The following is a 26,971-nucleotide window of genomic DNA, read 5'->3' as shown; positions in this document are numbered from 1 at the left end:
AGATCGCGATGCGCCTGCTAGGGCGCGGCTGGTAACAGAGCCTTATAGGCGCACATGAAAAACCTCCGGCTATGCCGGAGGATATTTATTTGCCTTCTTTTCGAAACTGCTCACAAAAACGGCACAACCCTTTTGCCTGATTTGTCATTTCGTTCTATATGACTAGTCATGAAATTTAAATGACTAGTCATATAGACGGAGAGCAATGATGAACAAACTGCCGAAGGATTTTTTGTGGGGTAACTCGGTATCCAGTATGCAGACCGAAGGCGCATGGAACGAGGGCGGAAAAGGCAAATCGGTGTATGACATTCGCGAGCCGAGCGAATTTGCGTCCGACTGGAAAGTGGCCACGGATTCCTACCATCGTTATGAAGAAGACTTTGATTTGATGCAGGATTTGGGCATGAACTGTTACCGCTTCCAGATTTCGTGGAGCCGTATCTGCCCTACCGGTGATGGCGCGTTTAACCAGGAAGGTATCGACTTTTATCATCGCTTTATCGATGCGCTGATTGCCCGCGGCATTGAGCCGATGATCTGCCTGTACCACTTCGACATGCCGCTGGCGCTGGCCGAAGAGTACAACGGCTTCAATGACCGCCGGGTGATGGACGCGTTCGTCCGCTACGGCAAAAAGATGATCGACTGCTATGGCGACAAGGTGAAGTACTGGCTGACCTTCAACGAGCAAAATATTTTCCACATGCCGATTGCGTTCCGTATTTCGGGCTACATGCGCGGGGACGAAACGCTGCGCGAGCTGTATGAAGTGCAGCATCACACCATGGTGGCACACGTGCAACTGACGCAGTATCTGCATCAGACCAAACCGGGCAAGCTGATGGGCGGTATGCTGGCACATCAGCTGATTTATCCGGCGACCTGCAAACCCCGTGATATTTTCTGCGCTCAGCAGTTTGATGAATTCCTCAATCAAAACCTGCTGCGCGTGTATGCGGGTGAGGGCTACAGCCCGGAAGTGATGGCGGTCGTGAAGCGTGAAGGTTTCGACGATATCTATCGTGAAGACGATTTGGCGCTGATAGCGCAAAACAAAAATGACTACATGGCGTTCAGTTATTATGCCAGCCGCACGCTTGACAGCGACCCGATCCCAGAGGGCTGCGCGGTAAATTACTATCTGCAATACGGCGACAAAAATAACCCTTACCTGGAAGCTACCGAGTGGAACTGGCAGATCGATCCGCTGGGTTTCCGCACCATCATCACCCGCTACTACAACGACTGGCGTCTGCCGGTGTTCCCGATTGAAAACGGGATTGGGGTGATCGAGTCCTGGGACGGCGAAAACATGATCGCCGATGACTACCGCATCGCCTACCACCGCGACCATATCAACGCCATGAAAGAGGCAATTTTTGAGGATGGTGCAGAGGTGATTGGCTACCTCGGGTGGGGACTGATCGACATTCTCAGCTCGCAGGGCGATATGCGCAAACGCTACGGCGTGGTGTACGTCAATCGCGAAAACCACGATCTGAAAGACTTGAAACGCGTGCCGAAGAAAAGCTACGCATGGTTGAAACAGGCGATCCACAGTAACGGCGAAGAGATGTAAGGCACAGGTGCCAGGTCGATTCTGGGATACGAGTGAGTCAAAAAAGGGTTCTGCACATGTCTGATAACGTTACATCCAGTATGCAGTCTTTTACCGATCGCTTTGTGGAGTTTTCGGCGCGAATCGCGAACCAGGTTCACCTGCGTTCGCTGCGCGACGCGTTTGCCGGTGTCATGCCGATTTTCATTCTGGCAGGTCTAGCTGTACTGGTGAACAACGTGGTGTTCCCCTGGATTTTTGAAGGCGATACGCTGGTGCGCTTCAAAGTCTGGGGGGAGGCGATTATCAACGGCACACTGAATATCGCGGCACTGCTGATAGCGCCGATGATCGCGTGGTCGTTGGCGCGTAACAAAAACTTCGGTAACCCGGTTTCGGCCGTCGTCATCGCCCTGTGTAGCTTCATTATTATGATGCCGATGCAGGTCGATATGGTGCCGGTCGGCGGGAAGGTGGCGGTGAGTCTGACCTCCATCCTGACCTTCGCAAACATTGGTTCTACCGGGATTTTCGCCGGGGTGATTATCGGTCTGCTGTCGACGGAGATTTTTATCCGCATCGCGCAGTTCAAACGCCTCGAGATTAACCTTGGTGAAAACGTGCCGCCTGCGGTGAGTCAGTCCTTTTCCTCACTGCTGCCGACGATCATTACGCTGTCGCTGTTTGCGGTGTTCGCGGCATTGCTCAACAACCTGCTGCACACCGATCTGATCCACTTGATCACCACCCTGATTCAGCAGCCGCTCCGGCTGATCAACACCAGCCTGCCGGGCACGATTTTTATCTATAGCTTTGGCAACTTCCTGTTTACGCTGGGGATCCATCAGTCGGTGGTCAACAGCGTGGTGCTGGAACCGTTCCTGCTGATTAATACCAACGAGAACATGCTGGCGTATGCCGCAGGGCAGCCTATCCCGCACATCATCAACAATATCTTTGTGCCGACCTTTGGTATGGTTGGCGGCACCGGCAGCACTCTCTCCCTGCTGATTGCTATCTTCCTGTTCTCGCGGCAGAAAGCATCAAAACAGGTGGCGCGTCTGGCCATCACCCCGGGGCTGTTTAACATCAATGAGCCGGTGATTTTCGGCCTGCCAATTGTGTTCAACGTGCCGCTGATGATCCCGTTCGTGCTGCTCCCCGCGATGGGCATCTTCTTTGCCTGGATGTGTACTACGCTGGGATTGATGTCGCGCTGTGTGGTGATGATCCCCTGGACAACCCCGCCGGTCCTCAGCGCCTGGCTGGCTACCGCCGGGGACTGGAGGGCGGTGGTGGTTCAGTTGATAATCATCGTCTTTGGTGTATTCTTCTACCTGCCTTTCCTCAAGATTTCTGAGCGGGTGGCCTTAAGAAACAATGGGATAAACGAATAACTAAGGAACGGGCAATGGCGGCGAAATACCTCACTATCGCGCGGGAAATTAAGAAGCGAATCATCAGTCAGCGGTATCCCGCCAGCTCGCCGTTGCCCGACCAGTTTGCGCTGGCGGCGGAGTTTCAGACCAGCCGGATGACCATTCAGCAGGCGATTCGCCAGCTGATTGTTGAAGGGTTGATTTATACGCGTCAGGGGCAGGGCACCTTTGTGCGCAAGAATTTCCTCCAGCTTTCCCAGTGGGATTTACCCGGCAGCGATTACTTCGGAGCGACCAAAACCTGGGAGCACCTGGGCACGGTCAGCAGCCAGGTAGTGCGGTTTGAGCTACGTTTTCCCAACGAAAAAGAGCAGGCTTCATTGCTGATCAATGCCGATGCGCCGGTGTACGATTTCGTTCGCCTGCGGCTGTTGAACGGCGAACCGATGTCACTGGACTCGACCGTCATGCCGGTCAATCTGGTGCCCGGTCTCAATAAAGGTCATCTGGAAAGCTCAGTGTTTCAGTATGTCGAAACCCTGGGGCTGAAGATTATGGGGTCGTATCGCGTGGTGCGGGCCATCAAACCCGGCGAGCTGGAGTTGCAGCATTTGGTGTGCGAAGCAGGCGACCCGGTGCTGGAAGTCGAACAGGTGATTTATCTGGAAGACGGCACACCGCTGGAGTATGCCCACTGCCATTATCGCTACGATCACGGCGGTATTGTTATCGTCAATAACGGCTAATATTTTTCGTTGCGACAAAAATGCGACAATAAAAAAGGCGGATTCCTCAGAACCCGCCTTTTTCGTATTCAGCGTTCAGCTATGCTCAGCTATCAGTTCAAACGAACTGGCATCCCGGAACGGTTCTGCACGGCCTGATCGACCACGTTGGTGTCCACATCTGCCTGACCGGTAACGGCCTGCACAGCTTTGTTCAGCGTAATCGGCACGATTTCACCGCCGTTGAACTGCGCATCAGTGGTGGACAGCGGGTTGTGTACTTCAATATAGCGGCTGCCGTCTGGCTCAGTGGTCGCTTTCACTGGCTCATCAATGAACTGCACGCGGGTGCCTACTGGCACGTTCTGGAACAGGAACTTGATGTCCTCGTTACGCAGACGCACACAGCCGTGGCTTACACGCAGGCCGATACCGAAGTTTGCGTTGGTGCCGTGGATAGCGTACAGACGACCGATATACAGGGCATACAGACCCATCGGGTTATCCGGGCCCGCCGGAACGACGGCTGGCAGTGGGTTACCGGCGGCAACGTATTCCGCATGCATTTTGGCCGTTGGCGTCCAGGTTGGACCGGCTTTCTTACGCTCAACTTTAGTGGTCCAGTTGATAGGGGTATCTTTACCCAACTGGCCGATACCGATTGGCAACACGATAACGGTGTTGGTGCCCGCCGGGTAGTAATACAGACGCATTTCGGCGCTGTTGATAACGATGCCTTCATGTACGGTGTCAGGCAGGATCAGCTGCTGCGGGATGTTCAGCACGGTACCGCCTTTCGGCAGGTAAACGTCCACGCCCGGGTTAGCTTCGGTCATGTTGGATAAGCCCATCTGATACTGCGCAGCGAAGTACTCGAGCGGCTGCGTGTTTCCTTCAGGGATGGTGACGACCTGGTTCTGACCAATCAGACGGCTACCGTCAGTTGGCAGAGGATAGGTAACAGCCGATGCAGTATTGCAAAAGCCCATAACGGCAAGTGCTGCCGCGAAAAGCGTAGATATTTTCATTTTCATTTTATGCGAAGTATCGGTGCCACGCAGGCAGCAGTTGTTGGAGAATTGGAACCCGTAATGGGAGCGCATTATAGGTGTATTCTGCGCCACAAGGAAATCAGATGTGGACGATACCACATATTTTTCACCCACTGATAGCATCCTGGCAGCCAGGTTGATGCACGTGCAAGGCGATTTTTATTCCTAATTGTGCCAAAATAGGCCGTTTGTCACATCTTTTTAGGATACGCCCGTGTTAGTTACCAGCAACGTCACCATGCAGTTCGGCAGTAAGCCGCTATTCGAAAACATCTCCGTGAAATTTGGCGGCGGCAACCGTTACGGCCTGATTGGCGCCAACGGAAGCGGAAAATCCACCTTTATGAAAATTTTGGGGGGCGACTTAGAGCCGACCCTCGGCAACGTTTCGCTCGACCCGAACGAACGTATCGGTAAGTTGCGCCAGGACCAGTTCGCCTTCGAAGAGTTCTCGGTGCTCGATACCGTTATCATGGGCCACGCCGAACTGTGGGAAGTGAAACAGGAACGCGACCGCATCTACGGCCTCGCGGAAATGAGCGAAGAGGACGGCTATAAAGTTGCCGACCTCGAAGTGACCTACGGTGAAATGGACGGCTATTCTGCGGAATCGCGCGCCGGTGAACTGCTGCTCGGCGTGGGTATTCCGCTGGAACAGCATTACGGCCCAATGAGCGAAGTCGCACCGGGCTGGAAGCTGCGTGTCTTGCTGGCGCAGGCCCTGTTCGCCAATCCTGATATTCTGCTGCTCGATGAACCGACGAACAACCTGGACATCGACACCATTCGCTGGCTGGAAAGCGTGCTTAACGAGCGCAACAGCACCATGATCATCATCTCGCACGACCGTCACTTCCTGAACATGGTCTGCACCCATATGGCCGATCTGGACTACGGCGAGCTGCGTGTTTATCCGGGCAACTATGACGACTACATGACCGCGGCGACTCAGGCGCGTGAACGTCTGCTGGCCGATAACGCCAAGAAAAAAGCGCAGATTGCTGACCTGCAATCCTTCGTGAGCCGCTTTAGTGCCAACGCCTCTAAATCTCGTCAGGCCACCTCGCGTGCCCGTCAGATTGACAAAATCAAGCTGGACGAAGTGAAAGCCTCCAGCCGTCAGAACCCGTTCATTCGTTTCGAGCAGGACAAGAAACTGTTCCGTAACGCTCTGGAAGTTGAAAAACTGACTAAAGGCTTTGATAACGGCCCGCTGTTTAAAGACGTCAACCTGCTGTTAGAAGTCGGCGAGAAGCTGGCGATCCTCGGGACCAACGGCATCGGTAAATCGACCCTGTTGAAAACCCTGGTTGGGGATTTAACCCCGGATAGCGGCAGCGTGAAGTGGTCTGAAAACGCCAAAATTGGTTACTACGCTCAGGATCACGAATACGAATTCGAAAACGATCTCACCGTGTTTGAGTGGATGAGCCAGTGGAAGCAAGAAGGCGATGACGAGCAGGTGGTACGTAGCTTCCTCGGACGTCTGCTGTTCAGCCAGGACGACATCAAAAAACCGGCGAAAGTGCTCTCCGGTGGTGAGAAAGAACGCATGCTGTTCGGTAAGCTGATGATGGAAAAACCGAACATTCTGGTGATGGATGAACCAACCAACCACCTGGATATGGAATCTATCGAATCGCTGAACATGGCGCTGGAAATGTATCAGGGCACCCTGATCTTCGTTTCCCACGACCGTGAATTCGTATCGTCTCTGGCGACGCGAGTGATTGAGTTGACGCCAGAGCGCGTGATCGACTTCAGCGGCAACTACGAAGATTACCTGCGCAGCAAAGGTATCGACGGCTAAATGTCTGCGGTTCCATCATAAAAAAACGCCACGCGGTATGACCGTCGTGGCGTTTTTTTTGCCCCTCCCAGCCGGGAAGGGCAGAGCGCTATCAGTTCAACGGCCACTCGCTCGCCGCTTCACCGTTAATCAACAGCTGGCGTTTCTCACCTGCCGGTAAGGTTACCTTCAGCGTGCTCCATGCCGGGCGGTAATCGCCGTGCGGGTTGAAGGTCAGGTTGATGGTGCTGCCGGAACAGGCCATTTCCCAGTCCAGCCACAGGGCGTTCCCGTCTTTGTAACCCCAGGTTTCGCCGTCATCTTCAAACAGCATGCCGCGCTCAGATCCCACGCCTTTCAGCGGGAACAGCTTCAGTTCACGGCTGTCATCGGCAGCCGCACTGACGTGCTTGATCCTGTCGCTCAGCGGCAGTCCTGCCCCGGCGCGTACCAGCAGCGGCAGTTTTTCCAGCGGGGCATCGACGGTGATCCACTGCCCGCCGGAGAACCACTCCCCGGTATAGAAATCATACCAGCCGGTTTCGTTGGCGGGCAGCCAAACCGGGCGTTGACGCTGACCCTGCTCCACTACGCTTGCCACCAGCAGATCGCGCCCGAGCATAAAGTCATCGCACTCTTCAAAGGTCTGCGCGTCATGCTCGTGATCGAGGAAGGTTGGGCGCAGCATCGGCTCGTCGTCGGCGTGTGCCTGCCACAGCAGAGTGTAGAGATAGGGCAGCAGACGATAGCGCAGCTCCACCGCACCGCGGATAGCCGGGGTGACGCCCGGGTACATCCACGGCTCGTTGACGGTGTGATCGTCATTCCACGAGTGGATAGTAAAGCGCGGATGCATTACGCCGTTTTGTACCCAGCGCACAAACAGTTCGGCGTCAGGCTTATCGCCGGAGAAACCGCCCACATCGTGGCCGACGTTAAACAGGCCGGAAAGGCTCATGCCTACGCCCATGCGAGTGTTGTAGCGCAGCGTCTGCCAGTTGGTGCGGTTATCGCCGCTCCAGGTCTGCACATAGCGCTGCATCCCGGCGCAGCCGGAACGGGAGATCAGGTACGGACGTTTTTCCGGGGCAAAGCGCTGTTGCGCTTCCATCGAGGCGCGCATCATCAGCAGCGGCATCACCGGACGCACATGCTTGATCGCGATTTCCTGACCGAAGCCGTGGCAGCGGGCTTCGCCGTCCCATACTTCGTATTCGTTATTGTCGTTCCAGGTCGAATCGATGCCCATTTCCAGCAGCTGGGTGGTGACGCCTTCCTGCCACCAGTCGACGGTCGCCGGGTTGGTGAAGTCGAGGTGCGAGCCTTCGTCATCCCAGAACACAGAACGCTCTGGCGCGTCAGCTTCTGAATCGCGCACGAACAAGCCTTTCTCCGCCACTTCGTTATAACGCGGATGATCCTGCAACAGGCATGGCTTGATATTCGCCGCCAGCTTCAGGCCCGCGTCGTGGAAGGCCTGACTCATGACTTTTGGCTGCGGCACCTTGTCGTAGTTCCAGTTGAATACGTAGCGCTTGCCGTTGATCGAGGTATAGCCCGACGAGAGCTGGAACGAATCGCAGGGGATCGCGTGCTCGTCGCACAGGCGGATAAAGTTCATCAGCTGGTTTTGCGCGTCCGGGGCATCGGTGTAATGCATGGTCGAGCCGCTGTAGCCGAGGCTCCATTTCGGGCCAAACAGCGTTTTCCCGGTCAGGCGCACGAAGGATTTGGTGATATCCAGCACCCGTTTGCCGGTGAACAGATAGTAGTCGATATCACCCGCTTCGGCCTGCCAGCGGCGATAGGCGGTGTGGTAGTTGTCGAGTTCGTTACCCAAATCAAGCCAGCTGCTGCTCAGGTTGTCATAGAACAGGCCGACGCTCACGTCTTCGCGGCGGGTAATGGTGAACGGAATATGCTTGTACAGCGGGTCGGTGCTGGCGGCGTTATAGCCCATCGCATCGAGGTTACGCATTTCGAAACGCTTCCCGGTACGCTGCAAATCGCCTGCTTTTTCGCCGAGGCCATAGAAGCGTTCGTCTTTCTGCCGCTTCAGATAGTGGGCCACGCCGTCGCCGTGCGCATTCACCAGATAAGCACTGGTCGGACGGTCGCCGGTCAGGTACTGCCAGTCGCCTCCGTCGTTACGGTAATGCCATTCCAGCCACAGCGGCTGGTGGACGGTAACGCGCAGCTGCGACGTGCTGATGGTCAGCTGGTCGTCCTGCTTCTCCAGCGTCCAGGCGGGCAGACCGAAACCGGACACGTCATCGCGCGAGCGGCCTTCCCACGGCACATCCTGGTCGGGGGCAATGCTCCAGGTTTTGTCGAGCGCCAGCTTGCCCTGACGTTTGAGCAGCACGCGGAACAGGTTTTCTTCCAGCATGTACAGGCACAGCGTGTGCTGGCCATCGACGGTCAGTTCGACGTGATGCGCGGATTGTTTTTCGAAGGTCCAGTGTTTAAGCGTTTTCATAAATAATCAAACCTGTTATCAGGCGCGCTTGGCGCGACGTTCAGCAATAAAGGCAATCAGGAATACAGCGCCAATCAGGTCAAAGAAGCCCATGGCGATAAACAGTGGGTTGAAGCCAATCTTGTCGGCGGTCACCCCGATAATCAGAGAGAAGATGAAGCTCGCGATCCACGCCGCGGAGCCACGCATCCCGTTGACGGTGGCCATCTGGCCCCGGTCGAACGACTCCACCACCAGCGCGCTCAGCATGCAGGAGATTATCTGGTGACCGAAGCCACCGATGGAGATCAGGGCAATCGCCACGTACGGGTTGCTGGTGAAGGCCATCATTGCCAGGGAGAGCATCAGGAACGCGCCGGACACCGATGAGGCGACGACCGCATTCACGCGGGTGAAGCCGAAGAAGCGCACGTACAGTTTGGTCAAATAACCGCTGGCAACGCTACCGAGGTCGGCGGCCAGAAACGGCAGCCAGGCAAACAGCGCAATCTGTTTCAAATCCATGCCGTAGGTTTTGGCCAGATACAGCGGTACCCAGAAACTCATCACCGCCCAGGCCGGTTCCGCCATAAAGGCTGGAATGGCAATCCCGTAGAAGCGTTTGTTTTTACTGATATTGCTCAGGGCTTTGAGGAACGGCAGTTTCACCGCTGGCGGTTCGTTATCCTGCTGGATGTAGGCCAACTCTTCCTTGCTCAGGTTCGGGTGCTGTTCCGGGTTGTGATAGAACAGCCACCACAGCACCACCCAAATCAGCGCCAGGAAACCGGTAAACATAAAGGCACCCTGCCAGCCGAAGGAGGCGTGGGCGAAATAGATGATAGGCGGGGCCAGCATCGCGCCGATGGAGAAGCCCACACCCGCCCAACCGGCGGCGACAGGGCGCTCCGATTTCGGGAACCACTCGCCGATGGTTTTGGCGTTGGCTGGCGTTGCCGCCGCTTCCGATGCCCCCATACCAAAGCGCAGCAGGGCGATGTGCAACCAGCTCCCGGCCCCGGCATGGGCGATACAGGCCACAGCCCACAAGCAGGCGCAGATCATAAACCCGAGCTTGAGGCCGATAACATCAATCAGCCAGCCGCAGAGAGGCTGGAAAATGGTGTAGGCAATCTGGAAGGCACCGACAATCCAGGAATATTGTTCCGTGGTAATGCCGAGTTCAGTTTTCAGCTCCGGGGCAAGGATGCCCAGAGAGTTACGTGTAATGTAGTTAACGGTCACGCCCAGAAGGAAAAGGACCAGCACCCACCAGCGCAGGTTTTTCACCACGCGGCGCGTTTTGCTGACCGTCAGCTCGTTATTAACACCTTGGCTCATAGAAATCTCCACAAGACGGTTTGTAGGGGGGAAGATGACGCTCGCAAGGCGCGAGTTGTCATACCGGTTTTTATATTTTATTGAAACCTAATGGTTTTCTTTTAGTAAGCTTCCGGATAACTAGTATGGAAGTTGTCAGGCCAATTAAGGGTAGGGCACAAAAATCAGCCGTAACAGTGCATTTTGTGCAAGTTTTTTCATGAGCCAGCGGTATACTCCCTTTTAATTAATTTTACCCCCTTGAACAGCGGGGAAATAGCTCGTGAAAATTCTTTCATTTGCAAAGTGGAGGTAGATCACAAATTGGATAAAAAGCTGAAAATTGCCGAAATCGCGACGCGGACCGGGCTGTCGGCCAGCACCGTTTCCCGTGTGCTGGCGGGCAAAGCCAATACCAGTGAAAAGGCGCGTGAACGGGTGCTGACCTGCGCCCGCGAGCTGGGCGTGATGGACGGTATGGCCGCCGGAAGAATGCTGCTCAATAGCCTGATTGTGTTTGCCCCGCAGCGTGCGTTTGACGAGCGGTCCGACATCTTTTATTACCGCGTCATTCAGAGCATCAACAAAGCGCTGTCGTCCCATGAGGTGCGGCTGCGTTACTGCGCCCTGGAAGAAAACGACAGTGACGCCAACCTGTTTATGGCCCGGATGAATGAAGGCGAAACCCAGGCGGCCATTTTGCTCGGGATAGACGATCCGCACATTCATGACCTGGCGGCTGATTTTGCTAAACCGTGCGTGTTGATTAACTGCCGCGACGAACGGATGCGATTGCCGTCGATCGCCCCCGATCACCGGCTGATCGGCCAGTTTGCCGCCCGCTATCTGTTCGACATGGGCCATCGGGCGGTGGTCAACGTGATGTGTCTGCGCCGCTACACCATGGATCTGCGCCTGATGGGCATTCGTGAGGCGTGGAAGAATGGCAACCTGCGTTTTCAGGATGCGCGTGATTTGATTACCGTCCCGAGCTTTAGCGCCAAAGAAACAGAAGAAAAAGTCGGCGGGTGGCTGGATGCACAAGGAGAAAAGCCCCTGCCGACGGCGTTTTTGGTCGGGGGAGATTTCATGGCGGCGGGTACCATCAAAGCGTTGCAACAGCGCGGGCTGCGGGTGCCACAGGATGTGTCGGTCATGAGCATCGATGGCTTTAACCTGGCGGCCATTCAGGACGTACCGCTGACGGCTGTCCATGTGCCGCGAGATGAGCTGGGCACCGAAGCGGTACAGATGCTGCAACAGCGCCTGATTCGCCCGGAAGCGCCGGGCGGGTCACTGCTGCTGCACGGCACGCTGGTGGTGCGGGAATCGGTGCGGCGGATACGCCCAGGAACGCGACGTACCGCCGTAGAACGAGAAGGGTTGTACGACGATTAAACGTCCATCCCCAGCGCACGTTTACCGTGAATGTTCAGGTCGGCGAGGGTGAAGCGGTCTTCCCAACGGGCTTCATAATCTTCCGGCGGGAAGTCGCCTGGCGACGCGCCGTTCTCCAGTGCGACTTTCACTTTCTGCGCGTAGGCGAGGTTTTTGGCGCACATTGGCGCCGCCGGGATATACATCACGTTGCCCCAGCCCTGCTGGTCGGTCACCGGCGCGACGGAGTGGATAACGTCACAGTGCCACCACACCGAGTCACCCGGCTCCAGCGCCGGAATCGAGGTCAGGGCTTTGATCAGCAGCGGGTGCCACTGTTCGGAAATCGGCAGCACACGGCCCGGTGCCACGCCGCAGAGTTCGTCTTCCGGTACATCGTCCAGCAGCGGACGCAGCAGTATATAGGCCATCGCTTCCGGGACTGGCACCACATGCAGCAACCCCTGATCCGGGATCATCTCTGACAGCGCCGTCCAGCCCTGGAAAGTGCGGAACACCGAACATTTGGTGGTTTTCGCAACGGTGTACTCCTCGACGTCGGTACGGTGCGCCGCATCCCACGGATCGAAATGGGTAAAATCACCGTTGAACACATTGGCGAACACCTGCTGGTAGGCGGGGAGCAGCCAGCGCTCCAGCGCCCCGGAATCGGTATGCGCGCCAAGACCTTTCGAAGTGGTGCCCGGCGGACGACGACGAATACGGTCGGGGTAAATCACGCTGACGTCCGGGTCAAACCACTGTTTGCCTTCGCTTTCAAAGCGCCACAGCCGGTTCAGGAATGACTGCACCGAGGCCATCTCATGACTCTGGCGGGCCTGCATTTGCGCCTGCGACCAGTAGATCGGGTAGATCTCAGGTCGCGACGCGGTCAGGGTGCCGAAGAAGTTATCCCCCGGGCCTTTGTACACCTCATCAAAATGATTGCGGTCGAGATAATCAAGCATTGAGCGATCCCAGCCCAGCGCCGTTTCACGCGGGAAATGGCCTTTGATCACCGCGCAGCCGCGACGTTTGATCTGCGCACGTTGGGCCTCGGTCACATTGCCGCGGGCGATATCGTCGTATGCCACCACGGGCCACACCGGTTTGCCGCTGGCTTTCAGGGCATCAATCTCTGCCACCCGGGCTTCGATATGCGCCGTCAACCGGTCGAAAACGGCCTGCACGTCACCTATTTGTGCACGCAGCGCTTTTTTCATTTCACGGATGGCCGCTGGGTGGTCGGCGGGCAGGGCTGAATGGGTAAAGGAATGCGCCATGATTGACCTCTCATTCTTTCATTCGAAAGTGATTTAACTTACAAATGATACTTTAAGTTAAAAATAGGTTAATGCAAGTTAAAAAACTTGATGCGATCCACAATCCGGGAAAGTTGATTCAGTGGGGTAAGGGAAAGACCGGAGCGGGGTGCTCCGGTGGAGTATCAGGCGTCGAACGGGGAGGCGTTGTCCAGCACGGCCTGAATGACATTCAGTGCGCCGTCGTGGTTGTTGTCATCGGTCTGATAGCGGGCGATGGCTTTGATGCTGTCGGCGGCGTTGGCCATGGCGAAGGAGTATTTCACCAGTTTCAGCATTTCGGCGTCGTTGCCGCTGTCGCCGATGCCGACACATTCCTGCGGCGAAAGCTGCCAGTTTTTCAGCAGGCGGCTGATACCATTGGCTTTATGCAGGCCGGGGATAATCAAATCGACGAAGCCGAAACCGCTGGTCACGGGCTTCATGATCCCATCGAGCGAGACGTGCAGCGCATCAATCAACTGCGGGATTTCACTGTCTGGCAGGTTCAGCGAGAACTTGAAAATCTTGTCGTCAATCTGCTGATAATCAGCAATTGGTTTCAGGCGATGGTAGTGTTTCGACATCAGTTGGACGAACGCTTCCGGCGCTTTATCACTGACGTAGGCGCTTTCCAGGCCGCAGGCGACAAAGTTGAGCTGCGGGTCTTTCAGCAGTTCACCGATAACTACCTGGGATTCATGCCGGGTCAGTTCGCCGTGGAACAATTCCTGGCCGTGCTGGTACACCAGCGCACCGTTTTCGGCAACGAAGGAAATTCGATCGCGGATTTCAGGGAAGAAGGAAATGAGCTGGTAATACTGATTACCGCTGGCAACGACGAACTCAATGCCGCGCTGCTGTAGCTGCTGGAACTGCGCCAAAAAGCGTTCACGAGAGTACTGCTTGGCATCATTAAGAAAAGTTCCGTCCATATCTGTGACGATAACTTTAACGGTCATACATTGAGCTCCTGAATATTACTGCGACCAGCAACATTCTAAGTACAATGTGACGAGAACCACAAACTCTTTTTGCCCGGCGGCGCGTGGCTTGCCAGGCCTACAAAATCGATTCCGTAGGCCAGGTTAGCCACGCGCCGCCGGGCATTTATCGCCTTACAGCGTGTGCTCGGTTCGCGCAATAATATCGTCCTGCGCATCCGGTGACAGGGCGGTGAAGAACGCCGAGTAACCTGCCACACGCACAACCAGGTCACGATACTGGTCCGGGTGTTTCTTGGCTTCCAGCAGCGTTTCGCGCGACACGATGTTGTACTGAATATGCCAGCCTTTGTGCACCTCGAAGAAGGTACGCAGCAGCACCATCAGCTTCTGGCGGTCGCTGTCATTATCGAGCGTGGCCGGGTTCAGCTTCTGGTTCAGTAGCACCCCGCCGAGGATCGCTGCCGTAGGCAATTTACCCACCGAACCAATAACCGCGGTCGGGCCGAGGTGGTCAGTACCGGACGCCGGGCTGGCACCTTCCGCCAGCGGAGTATGCGCTTTACGTCCGTCCGGGGTCGCCATGGTCGCGGCCCCAAACGGCACGTTGGCGGAGATGGACGAGGTGCCCGCATAGTAATCGCCACCGATTGGTCCCCGACCGTGACGCGGGTTGTGATACTGCTTCAGCTCGTCGATATAGGTCTGGTAAGCGCGAACCAATAACGCATCGACGGTATCGTCGTCGTTGCCATACTTCGGCGCCCCGTTAATCAGACGCTGACGCAGCTGTTCGTGGGTCAGGCCTTCAAAATCGTCGGCCAGCGCGGCGGCCAGCTGTTGCTGCCCAATCGCCCCCTGTTCAAATACCAGTTTTTTGACCGCTGCCAGGCTGTTGCCGAGGTTGGCGATCCCGACCTGCAGGCCAGACACCCAGTCGTATTTCGCGCCACCCTGTTTGATGCTTTTGGCCCGTTCGATACAGTCATCCACCAGCGCCGAGCACAGGATATCGGGCACGTTTTCTTCCAGCATGGTGTCGACCACGTATTCGATTTCAATCGATTTGCGGGTGTAGTAGCGAATCTGCGTATCCCATGCCGCCATCACCTCGTCGAATGCACCGAAATTGCCCTGCGACAGCGCTTTGGTCTGCGGGAGGAACACTTCCCCGCTGGTGGCATCGCGGCCACCTTCCATTGCCGCCAGCATCACGCGGGCGAAGTTGATGAAACTCATGCCGGTGCAGCGATAGCCCCATTTGCCGCCGACAGCGGTTTCGATACAACCGATGGCGGCGTAATCATAGGCGTCCTGCTTTTCTACGCCGAGCTTGATGAACTCCGGGATAACGATTTCGTCGTTATTGAAGGCGGGCATCCCGAAGCCACAGCGGATCACCTGCACGCAGGCGTCGAGGAAGTCGTTGCTCATCCCTGCGTGATAACGCACGCTGAGGTTGGGCTGCGTGGAGCGCAGACGCCCGCAGGATTCCAGAATCACGTAAGAGAGCGGGTTGACCGCGTCCATCGCCTCGTCGTTGACCAGCTTCTGGCCGCCGATGGTGACGTTCTGGTACAGCGGGCTACCTGCGGAGGCTTTAGAGTGCGACCCGGAGCGGATTTTGTTCACTTCCAGCAGCTTCAGCCAGCAGCTGTGCAGCAGTTCAATCGCCTGCTCACGTTGCAACGTGGCGTTCAGCTCCACGTCACGACGGTAGAACGGATACAGATACTGGTCCATGCGACCGAACGACACCGAGTGACCGTTGGACTCAATCTGCAGGATAAGCTGAATGAAGTAGCACAGCTGTAACGCCTGCCAGAAGGTTTTTGGCGGCTCGTGGGCGATAACGTCGCAGTTTTCGGCCATCGCCAGCAGTTCGTCGCGACGGGATTCGCGGCTCTCTTCCCCCGCCATTTTGCGCGCCAGTTCGGCGAAGCGTTTGATGTGCAGGCTAACGGCTTCCAGCACAATATCAATTCCTTTCAGGAACTGATCGCCGTGCAGGTCTTCCAGCACCGTGAGGTTAATGCGGCTGCGGCGCTCGGCGACTTTTTCACGCAGGCCATCAAGGCCTTTTTCCAGCAGCAGCGGGAAGTTTACCGCCAGGTGCGCATCTCCGGAGGTCATGTTGCCTTCGGCTTTAATAATGCCGGTCGCCAGCAGTGCTTTTTGTTCATCGGTGAACATGCCGTAGCAGCGATCCTGCACGGTCTGGCCGTTCCACCACGGGCAGATTTCATGCAAGACGCGTTTGTTTTCTTCGCTAACCGCAAAGCCTGCGCCCGGACGATCGGCGAGATCATCAATCTCTTTTTCAATCCAGCTGACGGTGTATTCCGGGAAAATCGGCGCGGCGCGGACTTCGCTTGCCTGGTTGCCGATAATCAGCTCGTCGTGTTTGATCCAGATGGTGCGTTCCGCCAGATGATGCGCCAGCGCCAGCGCGCGGCGAACCGGGATCGGCTTATCCATATTGTTCTGATAAAGGGTGGTGTAATGCTGGGCGCGCTCGGTGCAGACCGGGGGCTTCACAATGTGAACCAGCGCATTTTTGTGCGCCTGAATGCGGTCGGTCAGTTGGTCGAGTTTCAGGGTAGTCATCGTATTATCCTCGTAGGGTCGCAGTCAGCCCTTTTTCCCGGGCGATTTGCTGGGCAAAGTCCAGCAGTTCCGGGGCATCGAGCGGCTTATCTGGGGCAGAATAGGGCACGCCAAGCAGGCTATATTTGTTCATGCCGAGCGTGTGATAAGGTAAAAAGTGAATGTCGCTCACCTGTAATTCGTTGGCGGCAAAGTCGGTAATCGCCTCGATGGAGGCTTCATCGGCGTTGAAATCCTGGATCAGCGGCACGCGGATGGTCATTTTTTTGCCTGCCGCCGCCAGCCGTTTCAGGTTATCCATCACCCGTTTGGCTGAGCCGTCGGTCCATTGCAAAAATTTCTGCGGGTCGACGTGCTTCAAATCAGCGAGGAACAAATCGATATACGGCAGGGCCGGCTCAAGGTAGCGCCATGGCACGTGCAGGCAGGTTTCCACCGCGGTATGAATGCCCTGTTCGTGACTGTTTTTCAGCAGTTCAAGTGCCAGTTCCGGGTTCATAAAGGGCTCGCCGCCGGAGAGGGTCAGCCCGCCGCCGCTGCGATCGTAAAAAGGTTTATCGCGCAGGACCGTTGCCATAATCTCGTCGACGCTTTTCATTTCGCCGCAAACGGTCAGCGCCTGCGTCGGGCAGCAATCGGTCAGCGCATCGAGATGCGACTGCTCGAGTTTTTCACGATGGATAACCAGGCCATTCAGCGCGTGCTCGATAACCCCGGGGACCGCCTGCTGGCAAAGTTCGCACCCGTCAAGACACTGGCGGGCATCGAACAGGAGATCCTGCGTGCGGGCGCGGCTTTCCGGATTCTGGCACCAGCGGCAGCCCAGTGAGCAGCCTTTCATAAAGACAACGGTGCGGATGCCGGGGCCATCGTGGGTGGAATAGCGCTGAATGTTGAAAATCATAATTCACCTCTTTGCTTTCGTATAAAGATTAAATAACTTTCGAATGAAAGTGATTTTGACATGCGTCAACAAAAAGAGAGGTTGCAGCGTGGTAGTCTTAAAGCATGCAGAATCTCACAATTTAAGGAACCGTTATGGAACTCTATCTCGATACGTCCGATGTCGCTGCGGTGAAAAAACTGGCCCGCATCTTCCCGCTGGCGGGTGTGACCACCAACCCAAGCATCGTGGCCGCAGGTAAAAAACCGCTCGAAACGCTGTTACCGGAACTGCACGACGCGCTGGGTGGCCAGGGCCGTTTATTCGCGCAGGTGATGGCGAATACCGCTGAAGGGATGGTGAGCGATGCGCGTAAACTGCGCGCCATTATTCCTGATGTCGTGGTGAAAGTGCCGGTAACGGCAGAAGGGCTGGCGGCAATAAAAATGCTGAAAATCGAAGGCATCCCCACGCTTGGCACCGCGGTATACGGCGCGGCGCAGGGTCTGCTCGCGGCACTGGCGGGGGCGGAATACGTTGCGCCTTACGTGAACCGTATTGATGCCCAGGGCGGCAGCGGCATTCGCAGCGTGGAAGAGTTACAGCAGTTGCTGGAGCTGCATGCGCCTGCGTCTAAGGTGCTGGCCGCGAGCTTCAAAACCCCGCGTCAGGCGCTGGATTGTCTGCTGGTGGGCTGTCAGTCGATTACGCTGCCGCTGGACGTCGCGCAGCAGTTTATCGCTTCCCCGGCGGTTGATGCGGCTATCGATAAGTTCGAACAGGACTGGATGGGTGCGTTTGGACGCACGACTATCTGACCTGTGCGGCCTGATCCCCGGTGGCGCTACGCTGACCGGGCCTAAAACGGCAATCAAACGATTGCCGTTTTACTTTTACCTCCGCACACTTCACACCCGGCAAACTGCATCAGTTTCATTTCGCGGAACTGGCAGGTCATTGCGTCATACATCACAATTTTCCCCGCGACGGGCGTGCCATAAGCGGCCAGTAGCTTAAGGGTTTCCATTGCCTGCAACGAACCTATCACCCCAACCAGCGGTGCCATCACCCCGGCTTCCACGCAGGTAAGGGCGTTTTCCCCAAACAGGCGGCTCAGGCAGCGATAGCAGGGCTCGCCATCCTGATAGGTGAACACGCTGATTTGGCCTTCCATACGGATCGCCGCCCCGGAAACCAGCGGTTTTTTATGCTGAAAACACCCGGCGTTGAGCTGATTACGGATTTGCACATTGTCGGTACAGTCGAGGACCACATCGTGGGCGGCAATTTGCGCTAAAAGCTCAGCGTCATCCAGCTGGGCGTTGATACACTGGAACTGAACGTGCGGATTAATGCGCGCCAGCGCGTCACGGGCAGACTCCACTTTTGGCTGGCCGATAGTCGCATCGCTGTGCAGCGTCTGGCGCTGAAGGTTCGACAGCGAGACGGTGTCGAAATCGAGCAGCGTCATCTGCCCGATCCCGGCGGCTGCCAGATATTGCGCCGCCGCGCAGCCTAAACCGCCTAGCCCGACGACCAGTATCCGCGAGGCTTTCAGTTTTTCCTGACCGTCAAAATCGAAACCGCGCAACACGATTTGCCGGTTGTAACGCAGCATCTCCGCATCACTCAGTTCCACGCTCATCACAGCCCTCCGAACAGGGCGTTGAACGGTTCGACATCAACCCATTCGCCCGCCGCGACATGGCCCCGATCGCGCTCGAGTACAATAAAGCAGTTGCCCTGGCTGAAAGAGCTGAACACGTGTGAACCCTGATGCCCGGTGGTGGCGACGGTTAACTCCCCGTCCTCATTGCGGGTCAGAATACCGCGCTGGAAATCGAGACGCCCCGGCGATTTTTTCAGGCCAGTGGTCGTGCGCACACGCAGGCGCGGCGGCAGGCTGGAGGCCGGATTGCCGCTCAGTTTTGCCAGCAGCGGCTGCACCAGCTGATAGAACGTCAGCGCCGCCGATACCGGGTTGCCAGGCAGGCCACAGAACCAGCTGTGGCTCAGCTTGCCAAAGGCAAAGGGTTTACCGGGTTTGATGGCCAGTTTCCAGAAGGCGATTTCGCCCAGCTCATCGAGAATAGTTTTGGTGTAATCGGCTTCCCCGACCGACACGCCACCGGAGCTAATGACCACGTCGGCCTGTTGGTCGGCGCGCAGAAACGCGTCACGCAGTTGATCCTGATCGTCCGGGATAATCCCGAGATTAATCACCTCGCAGCCGAGCTGCTCCAGCATCAGATGCACCGCCAGACGGTTAGTGTCGTAGATCTGCCCAGCCGCCAGCGGTTCGCCGGGTAATTTCAGTTCATCGCCGGTGGAGAACACCGCCACGCGCACTTTGCGCACCACCTCCACGGTTGGGATGCCGAGCGAGGCCAGCACCGGCAGCTCTGCAACGGTAAGGCGCGTGCCGCGTGGGAACACGGCGCTGCCCGCGGTGATGTCTTCCCCGCGGCGACGGATATTCTGGCCTGCTCTGACGCTGGTGGTAAAACGCACCCCGTCAGCGGTTTGTTCGGTTTCTTCCTGCATGACTACCGCGTCGCAGCCTGGGGGCACCGGGGCGCCGGTCATGATGCGCACGCAGGTTCCGGCGGGCCATTCCCCGTCAAACGGTTGACCGGCAAAGGCTTTCCCGGCCAGCGGCAGAGCTTTCCCGTGGGCAAGGTCAGCCAGACGCACGGCATAACCGTCCATCGCCGAGTTATCAAAGCCCGGCACGTCGAGTGGCGACACCACATCGCGGGCGGTAATGCGGCCAAATGCCTGCAGCAGCGGCAGCGTTTCGGTTTCGCTCAGCGGGGAAATACGGTCGAGCATCTGGGTCAGTGCCACGTCGAGCGGCATCAGTCCGGCGTTAAAATCCATTGTTTACTCCTGCGACAATTCGTCTATTGCGCCCATTATGGCAGAAAAGTGCCGACGACTGTACGTCAGGGGTCAGGAGAGCTTTACAGCACCGATGGCACTTTCTATATTCAAAAATCATATAAATTAATCGGCACAATAATGATATCTATAGAAAAAGCATGCCGACAGCCGACTAGCCGAAGGGAAGGGCGCAATGAGTAATGCAGTGATCGCCATTCATGGCGGGGCCGGGGCGATTTCCCGCGCCACAATGACGCCTGACCGCGAACAGGAATATGTGCAGGCGCTGGCGTCAATTGTCGAAGCGGGCCAGAAAATGCTCGAGCAAGGGGCCAGTGCGCTGGACGTGGTCACCGAGGCCGTGCGCCTGCTGGAAGAGTGCCCGCTGTTTAATGCCGGGATAGGCTCCGTCTTTACCGCCGACGAAACGCACGAACTTGATGCCTGCGTGATGGACGGCAACTCGCTTAACGTGGGCGCAGTCGCCGGCGTTAAGCATTTACGTAACCCAATCCTTGCCGCACGTCAGGTGCTGGAACACAGCCCGCACGTGTTGCTGATTGGCGAAGGGGCAGAGAAATTTGCCGTCGGTAACGGGATGGAAAAAGTGAGCAACTCGCTATTCTCCACTCCGGAACGCCTGCATCAACTGCGTCAGGCTCAGGAGGCGGGGGAAACGCGGCTCGATCACAGTCCCGCCCCGCTCGATGAACGCAGCAAAATGGGCACCGTCGGGGCCGTAGCACGTGACCTGGCGGGCAATCTTGCCGCCGCCACCTCGACCGGCGGGATGACCAACAAGCTGCCGGGCCGGGTGGGCGACAGTCCGCTGCCCGGCGCAGGTTGCTACGCCAATAACGCCAGCGTGGCGGTGTCGTGCACCGGCACTGGGGAAGTCTTTATGCGCACCCTGGCGGCCTACGATATCTCAGCCCTAATGGAATACAGTGGCTTAAGCCTGCAGGATGCCTGCGAGCGAGTGGTGATGGAAAAACTTCCGGCGCTCGGCGGCAGCGGTGGGCTGATAGCCATCGACTGCGACGGCAACGTGGCGCTGCCGTTTAACAGCGAAGGCATGTACCGCGCCTATGCGTTTGCGGGCGACTCCTCGACCGTGGGTATTTACCGGTGAGCGGAGGGGAGGCGGGACGCAGCCACGCCATCGACGCCAGCGAGGTACTGGCGGTACGCGATTTAACGATTTCCTTTCGCCAGGAAGGCCACCCGGTTGAGGCAGTAAAAAATCTGTCGTTTGGCCTGAAACGCGGTGAGACGCTGGCGATTGTCGGTGAATCCGGTTCGGGAAAATCCGTGACTGCGCTGGCGCTGATGCGCCTGCTGGAACAGTCCGGAGGCGAGGTCAACAGTGAATCCATCCTGCTGCGGCGGCGTAATCGCGAGGTGATTGAGGTGACCGCGCAGAGTGCTTCGCAGATGCGTCATGTGCGCGGGGCGGACATCGCGATGATTTTCCAGGAGCCGATGACCTCCCTGAATCCAGTGTTTACCGTCGGGGAGCAGATTGCCGAATCGATCCGATTGCATCAGGGTCTGGGGCACGCTGACGCGCTGAAAGCGGCGAAAAAGATGTTAGAGCAGGTGCGGATCCCGGAAGCGGAAACCATGCTGGCCCGCTATCCGCATCAGCTTTCCGGCGGGATGCGCCAGCGGGTGATGATTGCGATGGCGCTCTCGTGCCGCCCGGCGGTGCTGATTGCCGATGAGCCGACCACCGCCCTCGACGTCACTATTCAGGCGCAAATCCTGCAACTGATCGCCGTCCTGCAAAAAGAGATGGAAATGGGGGTGATTTTTATCACTCACGACATGGGCGTGGTGGCGGATATCGCCGACCGTGTGCTGGTGATGTATCAGGGCGAAGCGGTGGAAACCGGCAGCGTGGAGCAGATTTTTGCCTCGCCCCAGCATCCCTACACTAAAGCGCTGCTGGCCGCCGTGCCGACCCTCGGCGCGATGCGGGGCACCTCACTCCCGCGCCGTTTCCCATTGCTGAACGCCACTGCCGTGCCGGAAGAACAGGACACCGTGGTGCCTGGCGATCCAGTATTGCAGGTGCGTGATTTGGTCACCCGTTTCCCGCTGCGCAGCGGCATTCTCAATCGCGTCACCCGTGAAGTGCATGCGGTGGAAAAAGTCAGTTTTGATCTGTGGCCCGGTGAAACGCTGGCGCTGGTGGGGGAATCCGGCTCCGGCAAATCGACCACCGGGCGCGCGCTGCTGCGGCTGGTCGAATCGCAAAGCGGCAGTATTGTGTTCAACGGCCAGCGCATTGATACCCTCCCCGATAGCCAGCTCCAGCCGTTACGCCGCAATATCCAGTTTATTTTTCAGGACCCGTGGGCCTCACTCGATCCGCGGCAAACCGTTGGCTATTCGATTCTGGAACCGCTACGCGTGCATAACATCATGCCGGAAGCCGAGGCGCAGCGTCGGGTGGCGTGGCTGCTTGAACGCGTTGGCTTGCAGCCCGAACACGCCTGGCGTTATCCGCACGAATTTTCAGGTGGACAACGCCAGCGGATCTGCATTGCCCGCGCGCTGGCGCTGAACCCGAAAGTGGTCATTGCCGATGAGGCGGTGTCGGCGCTGGACGTCTCGATTCGGGCGCAAATCATTAACCTGCTGCTCGATTTGCAGCGGGAAATGGGTATCGCGTATCTGTTTATTTCCCACGATATGGCGGTGGTCGAGCGCATCAGCCATCGCGTGGCGGTGATGTACCGCGGGCGGATCGTCGAAATGGGGCCGCGCCGCGCCGTGTTTGAAAATCCTCAGCATCCGTACACCCGCAAGCTGATAGCCGCGGTGCCGGTGGCCGACCCGACGCATCGTCGGCCACAGCGGGTGCTGCTGTCTGATGAAATGCCCGGCAATATTTATCGGCGGGGCGAAGAGATTGCCCACGTGCCGTTGGTGCAGGTCAGCCCCGGTCATTTTGTGGCCCGGGATGAGACCCCCAGCCCGCTGTCGCACTTATAACAATCAGGAGAACAACAACATGACACAACAGATTTCAGGTAAATGGCTGCTGGCGCTGGGTGTTGTTTCTACCCTCGCCGCGACGCCTGCGTTTGCGGCAAAGGACGTGGTGGTGGCCGTCGGCTCGAACTTCACGACGCTCGACCCGTATGACGCCAACGATACGCTGTCGCAGGCGGTGGCAAAGTCGTTTTATCAGGGCCTGTTCGGCCTGGATAAAGACATGAAAATGCATAACGTGCTGGCAGAAAGCTACACCGTGTCGGACGACGGGCTGGTGTATACCCTCAAATTACGCAGCGGCGTGAAGTTCCAGGATGGCACCGACTTTAACGCCGAGGCGGTGAAGGCCAACCTCGATCGCGCCAGCAATCCGGACAATCACCTCAAGCGCTACAACCTGTATAAGAATATCGCCAGCACCGAAGCGGTTGACGCACAGACGGTGAAAATCACCCTCAAACAGCCGTTCTCGGCGTTCATCAACATTCTGGCCCATCCGGCGACGGCGATGATCTCCCCGGCCGCGCTGAAAAAATACGGCAAAGAGATTGGTTTCCACCCGGTCGGCACCGGGCCGTATCAGCTCGATACCTGGAATCAGACCGATTTTGTGAAGGTGAAGAAATTTGCGGGTTACTGGCAGCAGGGCCTGCCCAAGCTGGATTCCATCACCTGGCGCCCAGTGGTCGACAACAATACCCGCGCCGCAATGCTGCAAACCGGCGAAGCGCAGTTCGCCTTCCCGATCCCCTACGAACAAGCGCCTTTACTGGCAAAAAACAGCAAGCTGGAGCTGGTGGCCAGTCCGTCAATCATGCAGCGCTATATCAGCATGAACGTCACCCAAAAGCCGTTCGATAACCCGAAAGTGCGCGAAGCGATTAACTACGCCATCAACCGTCAGGCGCTGGTGAAAGTGGCCTTTGCCGGATACGCTACCCCGGCGACCGGGGTGGTGCCGCCGTCGATTGCCTGGGCACAAACCTACAAACCGTGGCCGTACGATCCGGCCAAAGCGCGTGAATTGCTGAAAGAGGCGGGTTTCCCGAACGGTTTCAGCACCACGCTATGGTCGTCGCACAATCACAGCACCGCGCAGAAAGTGCTGCAGTTCACCCAGCAGCAGCTGGCGCAGGTGGGCATTAAGGCGCAGGTCACGGCGATGGATGCCGGGCAGCGTGCGTCCGAAGTGGAAGCCAAAGGGCAGAAAGAGAGCGGGGTGAGAATGTTCTACACCGGATGGACCGCTTCAACCGGCGAAGCTGACTGGGCGTTGTCGCCGCTGTTCGCCTCGCAGAACTGGCCGCCGACCCTGTTCAACACCGCGTTCTACAACAATCCGCAGGTCGATAAAGACCTGAACGAAGCGTTGAAAACCAACGATCCGAAAGAGAAGGAACGCCTGTACAAAGACGCCCAGGACACCATCTGGAAAGAGTCGCCTTGGGTGCCACTGGTGGTCGAAAAACTGGTATCCGCCCATAGCAAGAATCTGACCGGGTTCTACATCATGCCGGATACCGGGTTTAGCTTTGATCAGGCCGACCTGAAGTAATGTTTAATTACGTCATTAAACGCCTGCTCGGCCTGATCCCGACGCTGCTCATCGTGGCGGTGCTGGTGTTCTTGTTCGTGCATCTGTTGCCCGGCGATCCGGCGCGATTGATTGCCGGGCCGGAAGCCGACGCCCAGGTGGTGGCGATGGTGCGCCAACAGCTGGGCCTCGATCAACCCCTGTACGTGCAGTTCGGGCACTACATTGTCAACGTCTTGCAGGGTGATTTCGGCATCTCAATGGTGTCGCGTCGCCCGGTGTCGGAGGAGATTGCCAGCCGCTTTATGCCGACCCTGTGGCTGACTCTGAGCAGCATGGTCTGGGCGGTCATTTTTGGCATGGCGATGGGCGTGGCTGCTGCGGTATGGCGCAACCGCTGGCCGGACCGTCTCGGGATGGCCATTGCGGTGACCGGCATCTCTTTCCCGGCGTTCGCGTTGGGGATGTTGCTGATGCAGGTTTTTTCCGTCCAGTTGGGATGGCTGCCAACCGTTGGGGCTGACAGCTGGCGGCACTACATTCTGCCGTCGATCACCCTCGGGGCTGCCGTCGCGGCGGTGATGGCGCGCTTCACCCGCGCCTCGTTCGTTGAGGTGCTTAACGAAGACTACATGCGCACCGCGCGTGCCAAAGGGGTCAGCGAAAAGTGGGTCGTGCTTAAACATGGCCTGCGCAATGCGATGATCCCGGTGGTCACCATGATGGGACTCCAGTTTGGTTTCCTGCTCGGCGGCTCGATAGTGGTAGAGAAAGTCTTCAACTGGCCGGGGCTTGGACGCCTGCTGGTGGATTCGGTGGAGATGCGCGATTACCCGGTGATTCAGGCGGAAGTTCTGCTCTTCTCGCTGGAGTTCATTCTTATCAATCTGGTGGTGGACGTGCTGTATGCCGCCATCAACCCGGCAATCAGGTACAAATAAGTGCGACTGTTAAACTGGCGACGTCAGGCGGTTATCAATGCGCTGCCCGGAATTTCTCCTGGGCAGGTGCGCACGCCGTGGCATGAATTCTGGCGTAAATTCCGTAAACAGCCGGTGGCAATGACCGCCGGGCTGTTTGTGCTGCTGTTGATTGGGGTGGCGATCATTGCCCCCTGGATAGCCCCATTTGATGCGGAAAACTATTTCGACTACGACCGGCTGAACGAAGGCCCGTCGATGATGCACTGGTTCGGGGTCGACTCTCTGGGGCGTGACATTTTCAGCCGAGTGCTGGTTGGAGCGCAGATTTCGCTCGCCGCGGGCGTGTTCGCGGTGCTGATTGGCGCGGTCGTCGGGACGGTGCTCGGGCTACTGGCGGGGTATTACGAAGGCTGGTGGGACCGCATTATCATGCGTATCTGTGACGTGCTGTTTGCGTTTCCCGGCATTCTGCTGGCCATTGCGGTGGTGGCGGTGATGGGCAGCGGAATGGCAAACGTGATTATCGCGGTGGCGATTTTCTCGGTTCCCGCCTTTGCCCGTCTGGTTCGCGGCAACACGCTGGTGCTCAAACAGCAGACCTTTATCGAATCGTCCCGCAGTATCGGGGCCAGCGACAGCACTATCCTGTTCCGGCATATTCTGCCCGGCACGGTGTCGTCGATTGTGGTCTATTTCACGATGCGGATTGGGGTGTCGATAATCTCCGCCGCCAGCCTGTCGTTTTTAGGGCTGGGTGCGCAGCCGCCGACCCCGGAGTGGGGCGCAATGCTCAATGAGGCGAGGGCCGATATGGTGATGTCGCCGCATGTGGCTCTGTTCCCGGCGCTGGCGATATTTCTGACGGTGTTAGCGTTTAATTTGCTCGGCGATGGCCTGCGCGATGCGCTGGATCCGAAGATAAAAGGGTAATCCAGAAAATGCTACCCTGATGTCTTCGCTAATCGTGACCTGTACGCCGAATGGCGTGGATACGAAAGTTTTATGTAAAGTGAAGGATCGATTTGGATTTGATTTTCAACTACGCCGAGAAATATTCTTTTTTCGCAATGATTATAACAGCATACACTGCTTTTTTGACCTAATCCCTCCTGTTTTTTTCGGTAAAATCCCTTCCATTAGGGTAATGCTTGTCAGTTAAGCTTTTGAAGAAGGCCGCAACGGGTAACGTTGTGGCCTCTTTTTTACGGCTCTCGGGTAATGCCGGGCTCTTC

Annotated in this window: 20 protein-coding genes; 11 read left to right on the top strand and 9 right to left on the bottom strand. The window is 57.1% G+C overall.

The window, feature by feature from the left end; genetic code table 11:
- Nucleotides 1-205 precede the first annotated feature (205 nt).
- Genes ACG0Z5_RS22505 through ACG0Z5_RS22495 form a run of 3 tightly spaced genes read left to right on the top strand, consistent with a single transcriptional unit; the run spans nt 206 to nt 3,686 of the window.
- Nucleotides 206-1,582 (top strand): glycoside hydrolase family 1 protein, encoded by a 1,377-nt coding sequence (locus ACG0Z5_RS22505; RefSeq protein WP_394451320.1) that lies wholly within the window; start codon nt 206-208, stop codon nt 1,580-1,582.
- 56 nt (nt 1,583-1,638) lie between these two features.
- Entirely contained in the window at nt 1,639-2,958 is a 1,320-nt protein-coding gene (locus ACG0Z5_RS22500; protein WP_394451319.1) for a PTS sugar transporter subunit IIC, read from the top strand.
- A 14-nt stretch (nt 2,959-2,972) separates the two neighbouring features.
- A complete protein-coding gene (locus tag ACG0Z5_RS22495) occupies nt 2,973-3,686 on the top strand; it encodes a GntR family transcriptional regulator (protein WP_319629365.1) in 714 nt (237 codons plus the stop codon).
- Nucleotides 3,687-3,778: 92 nt separating this feature from the next.
- On the opposite strand, the gene ldtB is transcribed toward ACG0Z5_RS22495, so the two are convergent.
- A complete protein-coding gene (gene ldtB / locus ACG0Z5_RS22490) occupies nt 3,779-4,699 on the bottom strand; it encodes a L,D-transpeptidase (RefSeq protein ID WP_394451318.1) in 921 nt (306 codons plus the stop codon).
- A 232-nt stretch (nt 4,700-4,931) separates the two neighbouring features.
- On the opposite strand from ldtB, the gene ACG0Z5_RS22485 reads away from it, so the two are divergent.
- The gene (locus tag ACG0Z5_RS22485) at nt 4,932-6,527 is read left to right on the top strand and encodes an ABC-F family ATPase (RefSeq protein ID WP_394451317.1); all 1,596 of its coding nucleotides are present in this window, start codon (nt 4,932-4,934) and stop codon (nt 6,525-6,527) included.
- Nucleotides 6,528-6,618: 91 nt separating this feature from the next.
- Here the strand turns inward: ACG0Z5_RS22485 and ACG0Z5_RS22480 are convergent, their stop codons facing one another.
- Together ACG0Z5_RS22480 and ACG0Z5_RS22475 are read right to left on the bottom strand one after the other, a co-directional pair.
- Nucleotides 6,619-8,985 carry a TIM-barrel domain-containing protein gene (locus tag ACG0Z5_RS22480; protein ID WP_394451316.1) on the bottom strand — a complete coding sequence of 789 codons (2,367 nt, stop codon included), beginning with the start codon at nt 8,983-8,985 and terminating at the stop codon, nt 6,619-6,621.
- 18 nt (nt 8,986-9,003) lie between these two features.
- On the bottom strand, nt 9,004-10,305 hold the full coding sequence (locus ACG0Z5_RS22475; RefSeq protein ID WP_394451315.1) for an MFS transporter: 1,302 nt from the start codon (nt 10,303-10,305) through the stop codon (nt 9,004-9,006).
- A gap of 255 nt (nt 10,306-10,560) precedes the next feature.
- Between ACG0Z5_RS22475 and ACG0Z5_RS22470 the strand changes: the two genes are divergently transcribed.
- Nucleotides 10,561-11,682 (top strand): LacI family DNA-binding transcriptional regulator, encoded by a 1,122-nt coding sequence (locus ACG0Z5_RS22470; RefSeq protein WP_394451322.1) that lies wholly within the window; start codon nt 10,561-10,563, stop codon nt 11,680-11,682.
- Here the strand turns inward: ACG0Z5_RS22470 and ACG0Z5_RS22465 are convergent.
- From ACG0Z5_RS22465 to ACG0Z5_RS22450, 4 genes are all read right to left on the bottom strand, one after another.
- Complete coding sequence (locus ACG0Z5_RS22465; RefSeq protein WP_394451314.1) at nt 11,679-12,944, bottom strand: DUF1479 domain-containing protein; 1,266 nt, start codon at nt 12,942-12,944, stop codon at nt 11,679-11,681. The genes ACG0Z5_RS22470 and ACG0Z5_RS22465 overlap by 4 nt on opposite strands.
- Nucleotides 12,945-13,108: 164 nt before the next feature.
- Nucleotides 13,109-13,924 carry a Cof-type HAD-IIB family hydrolase gene (locus ACG0Z5_RS22460; protein WP_319629359.1) on the bottom strand — a complete coding sequence of 272 codons (816 nt, stop codon included), beginning with the start codon at nt 13,922-13,924 and terminating at the stop codon, nt 13,109-13,111.
- 156 nt (nt 13,925-14,080) lie between these two features.
- Nucleotides 14,081-16,513, bottom strand: a complete 2,433-nt coding sequence (locus ACG0Z5_RS22455) for a formate C-acetyltransferase/glycerol dehydratase family glycyl radical enzyme (RefSeq protein ID WP_394451313.1) — start codon at nt 16,511-16,513, stop codon at nt 14,081-14,083.
- A gap of 4 nt (nt 16,514-16,517) precedes the next feature.
- Nucleotides 16,518-17,417 (bottom strand): glycyl-radical enzyme activating protein, encoded by a 900-nt coding sequence (locus ACG0Z5_RS22450; protein ID WP_394451312.1) that lies wholly within the window; start codon nt 17,415-17,417, stop codon nt 16,518-16,520.
- Nucleotides 17,418-17,551: 134 nt separating this feature from the next.
- Between ACG0Z5_RS22450 and fsa the strand changes: the two genes are divergently transcribed.
- A complete protein-coding gene (gene fsa, locus ACG0Z5_RS22445) occupies nt 17,552-18,214 on the top strand; it encodes a fructose-6-phosphate aldolase (RefSeq protein ID WP_394451311.1) in 663 nt (220 codons plus the stop codon).
- Nucleotides 18,215-18,267: 53 nt separating this feature from the next.
- Here the strand turns inward: fsa and moeB are convergent, their stop codons facing one another.
- Nucleotides 18,268-19,041, bottom strand: a complete 774-nt coding sequence (moeB, locus tag ACG0Z5_RS22440; protein WP_394451310.1) for a molybdopterin-synthase adenylyltransferase MoeB — start codon at nt 19,039-19,041, stop codon at nt 18,268-18,270.
- On the bottom strand, nt 19,041-20,276 hold the full coding sequence (moeA, locus tag ACG0Z5_RS22435) for a molybdopterin molybdotransferase MoeA (protein ID WP_394451309.1): 1,236 nt from the start codon (nt 20,274-20,276) through the stop codon (nt 19,041-19,043). The genes moeB and moeA overlap by 1 nt, the downstream gene beginning before the upstream one ends.
- Before the next feature lie 196 nt (nt 20,277-20,472).
- On the opposite strand from moeA, the gene iaaA reads away from it, so the two are divergent.
- Genes iaaA through gsiD form a run of 5 tightly spaced genes read left to right on the top strand, consistent with a single transcriptional unit; the run spans nt 20,473 to nt 26,669 of the window.
- Nucleotides 20,473-21,411, top strand: a complete 939-nt coding sequence (gene iaaA, locus ACG0Z5_RS22430; RefSeq protein WP_394451308.1) for a beta-aspartyl-peptidase — start codon at nt 20,473-20,475, stop codon at nt 21,409-21,411.
- Nucleotides 21,412-21,440: 29 nt separating this feature from the next.
- Nucleotides 21,441-23,279 (top strand): glutathione ABC transporter ATP-binding protein GsiA, encoded by a 1,839-nt coding sequence (gene gsiA / locus ACG0Z5_RS22425; RefSeq protein ID WP_394451321.1) that lies wholly within the window; start codon nt 21,441-21,443, stop codon nt 23,277-23,279.
- A gap of 19 nt (nt 23,280-23,298) precedes the next feature.
- Nucleotides 23,299-24,837 (top strand): glutathione ABC transporter substrate-binding protein GsiB, encoded by a 1,539-nt coding sequence (gene gsiB / locus ACG0Z5_RS22420; RefSeq protein ID WP_394451307.1) that lies wholly within the window; start codon nt 23,299-23,301, stop codon nt 24,835-24,837.
- A complete protein-coding gene (gene gsiC, locus ACG0Z5_RS22415; protein ID WP_394451306.1) occupies nt 24,837-25,757 on the top strand; it encodes a glutathione ABC transporter permease GsiC in 921 nt (306 codons plus the stop codon). The genes gsiB and gsiC overlap by 1 nt, the downstream gene beginning before the upstream one ends.
- Nucleotides 25,758-26,669 (top strand): glutathione ABC transporter permease GsiD, encoded by a 912-nt coding sequence (gene gsiD / locus ACG0Z5_RS22410; RefSeq protein ID WP_394451305.1) that lies wholly within the window; start codon nt 25,758-25,760, stop codon nt 26,667-26,669. It abuts the gene before it with no gap.
- The last annotated feature ends 302 nt before the right edge of the window (nt 26,670-26,971 follow it).

Source organism: Scandinavium sp. M-37 (assembly GCF_043558715.1).
GTDB lineage: Bacteria > Pseudomonadota > Gammaproteobacteria > Enterobacterales > Enterobacteriaceae > Scandinavium > Scandinavium vulneris_A.
Note: the sequence above shows the minus strand (reverse complement) of the source record. Positions and strands in the feature narration are given on the sequence as shown.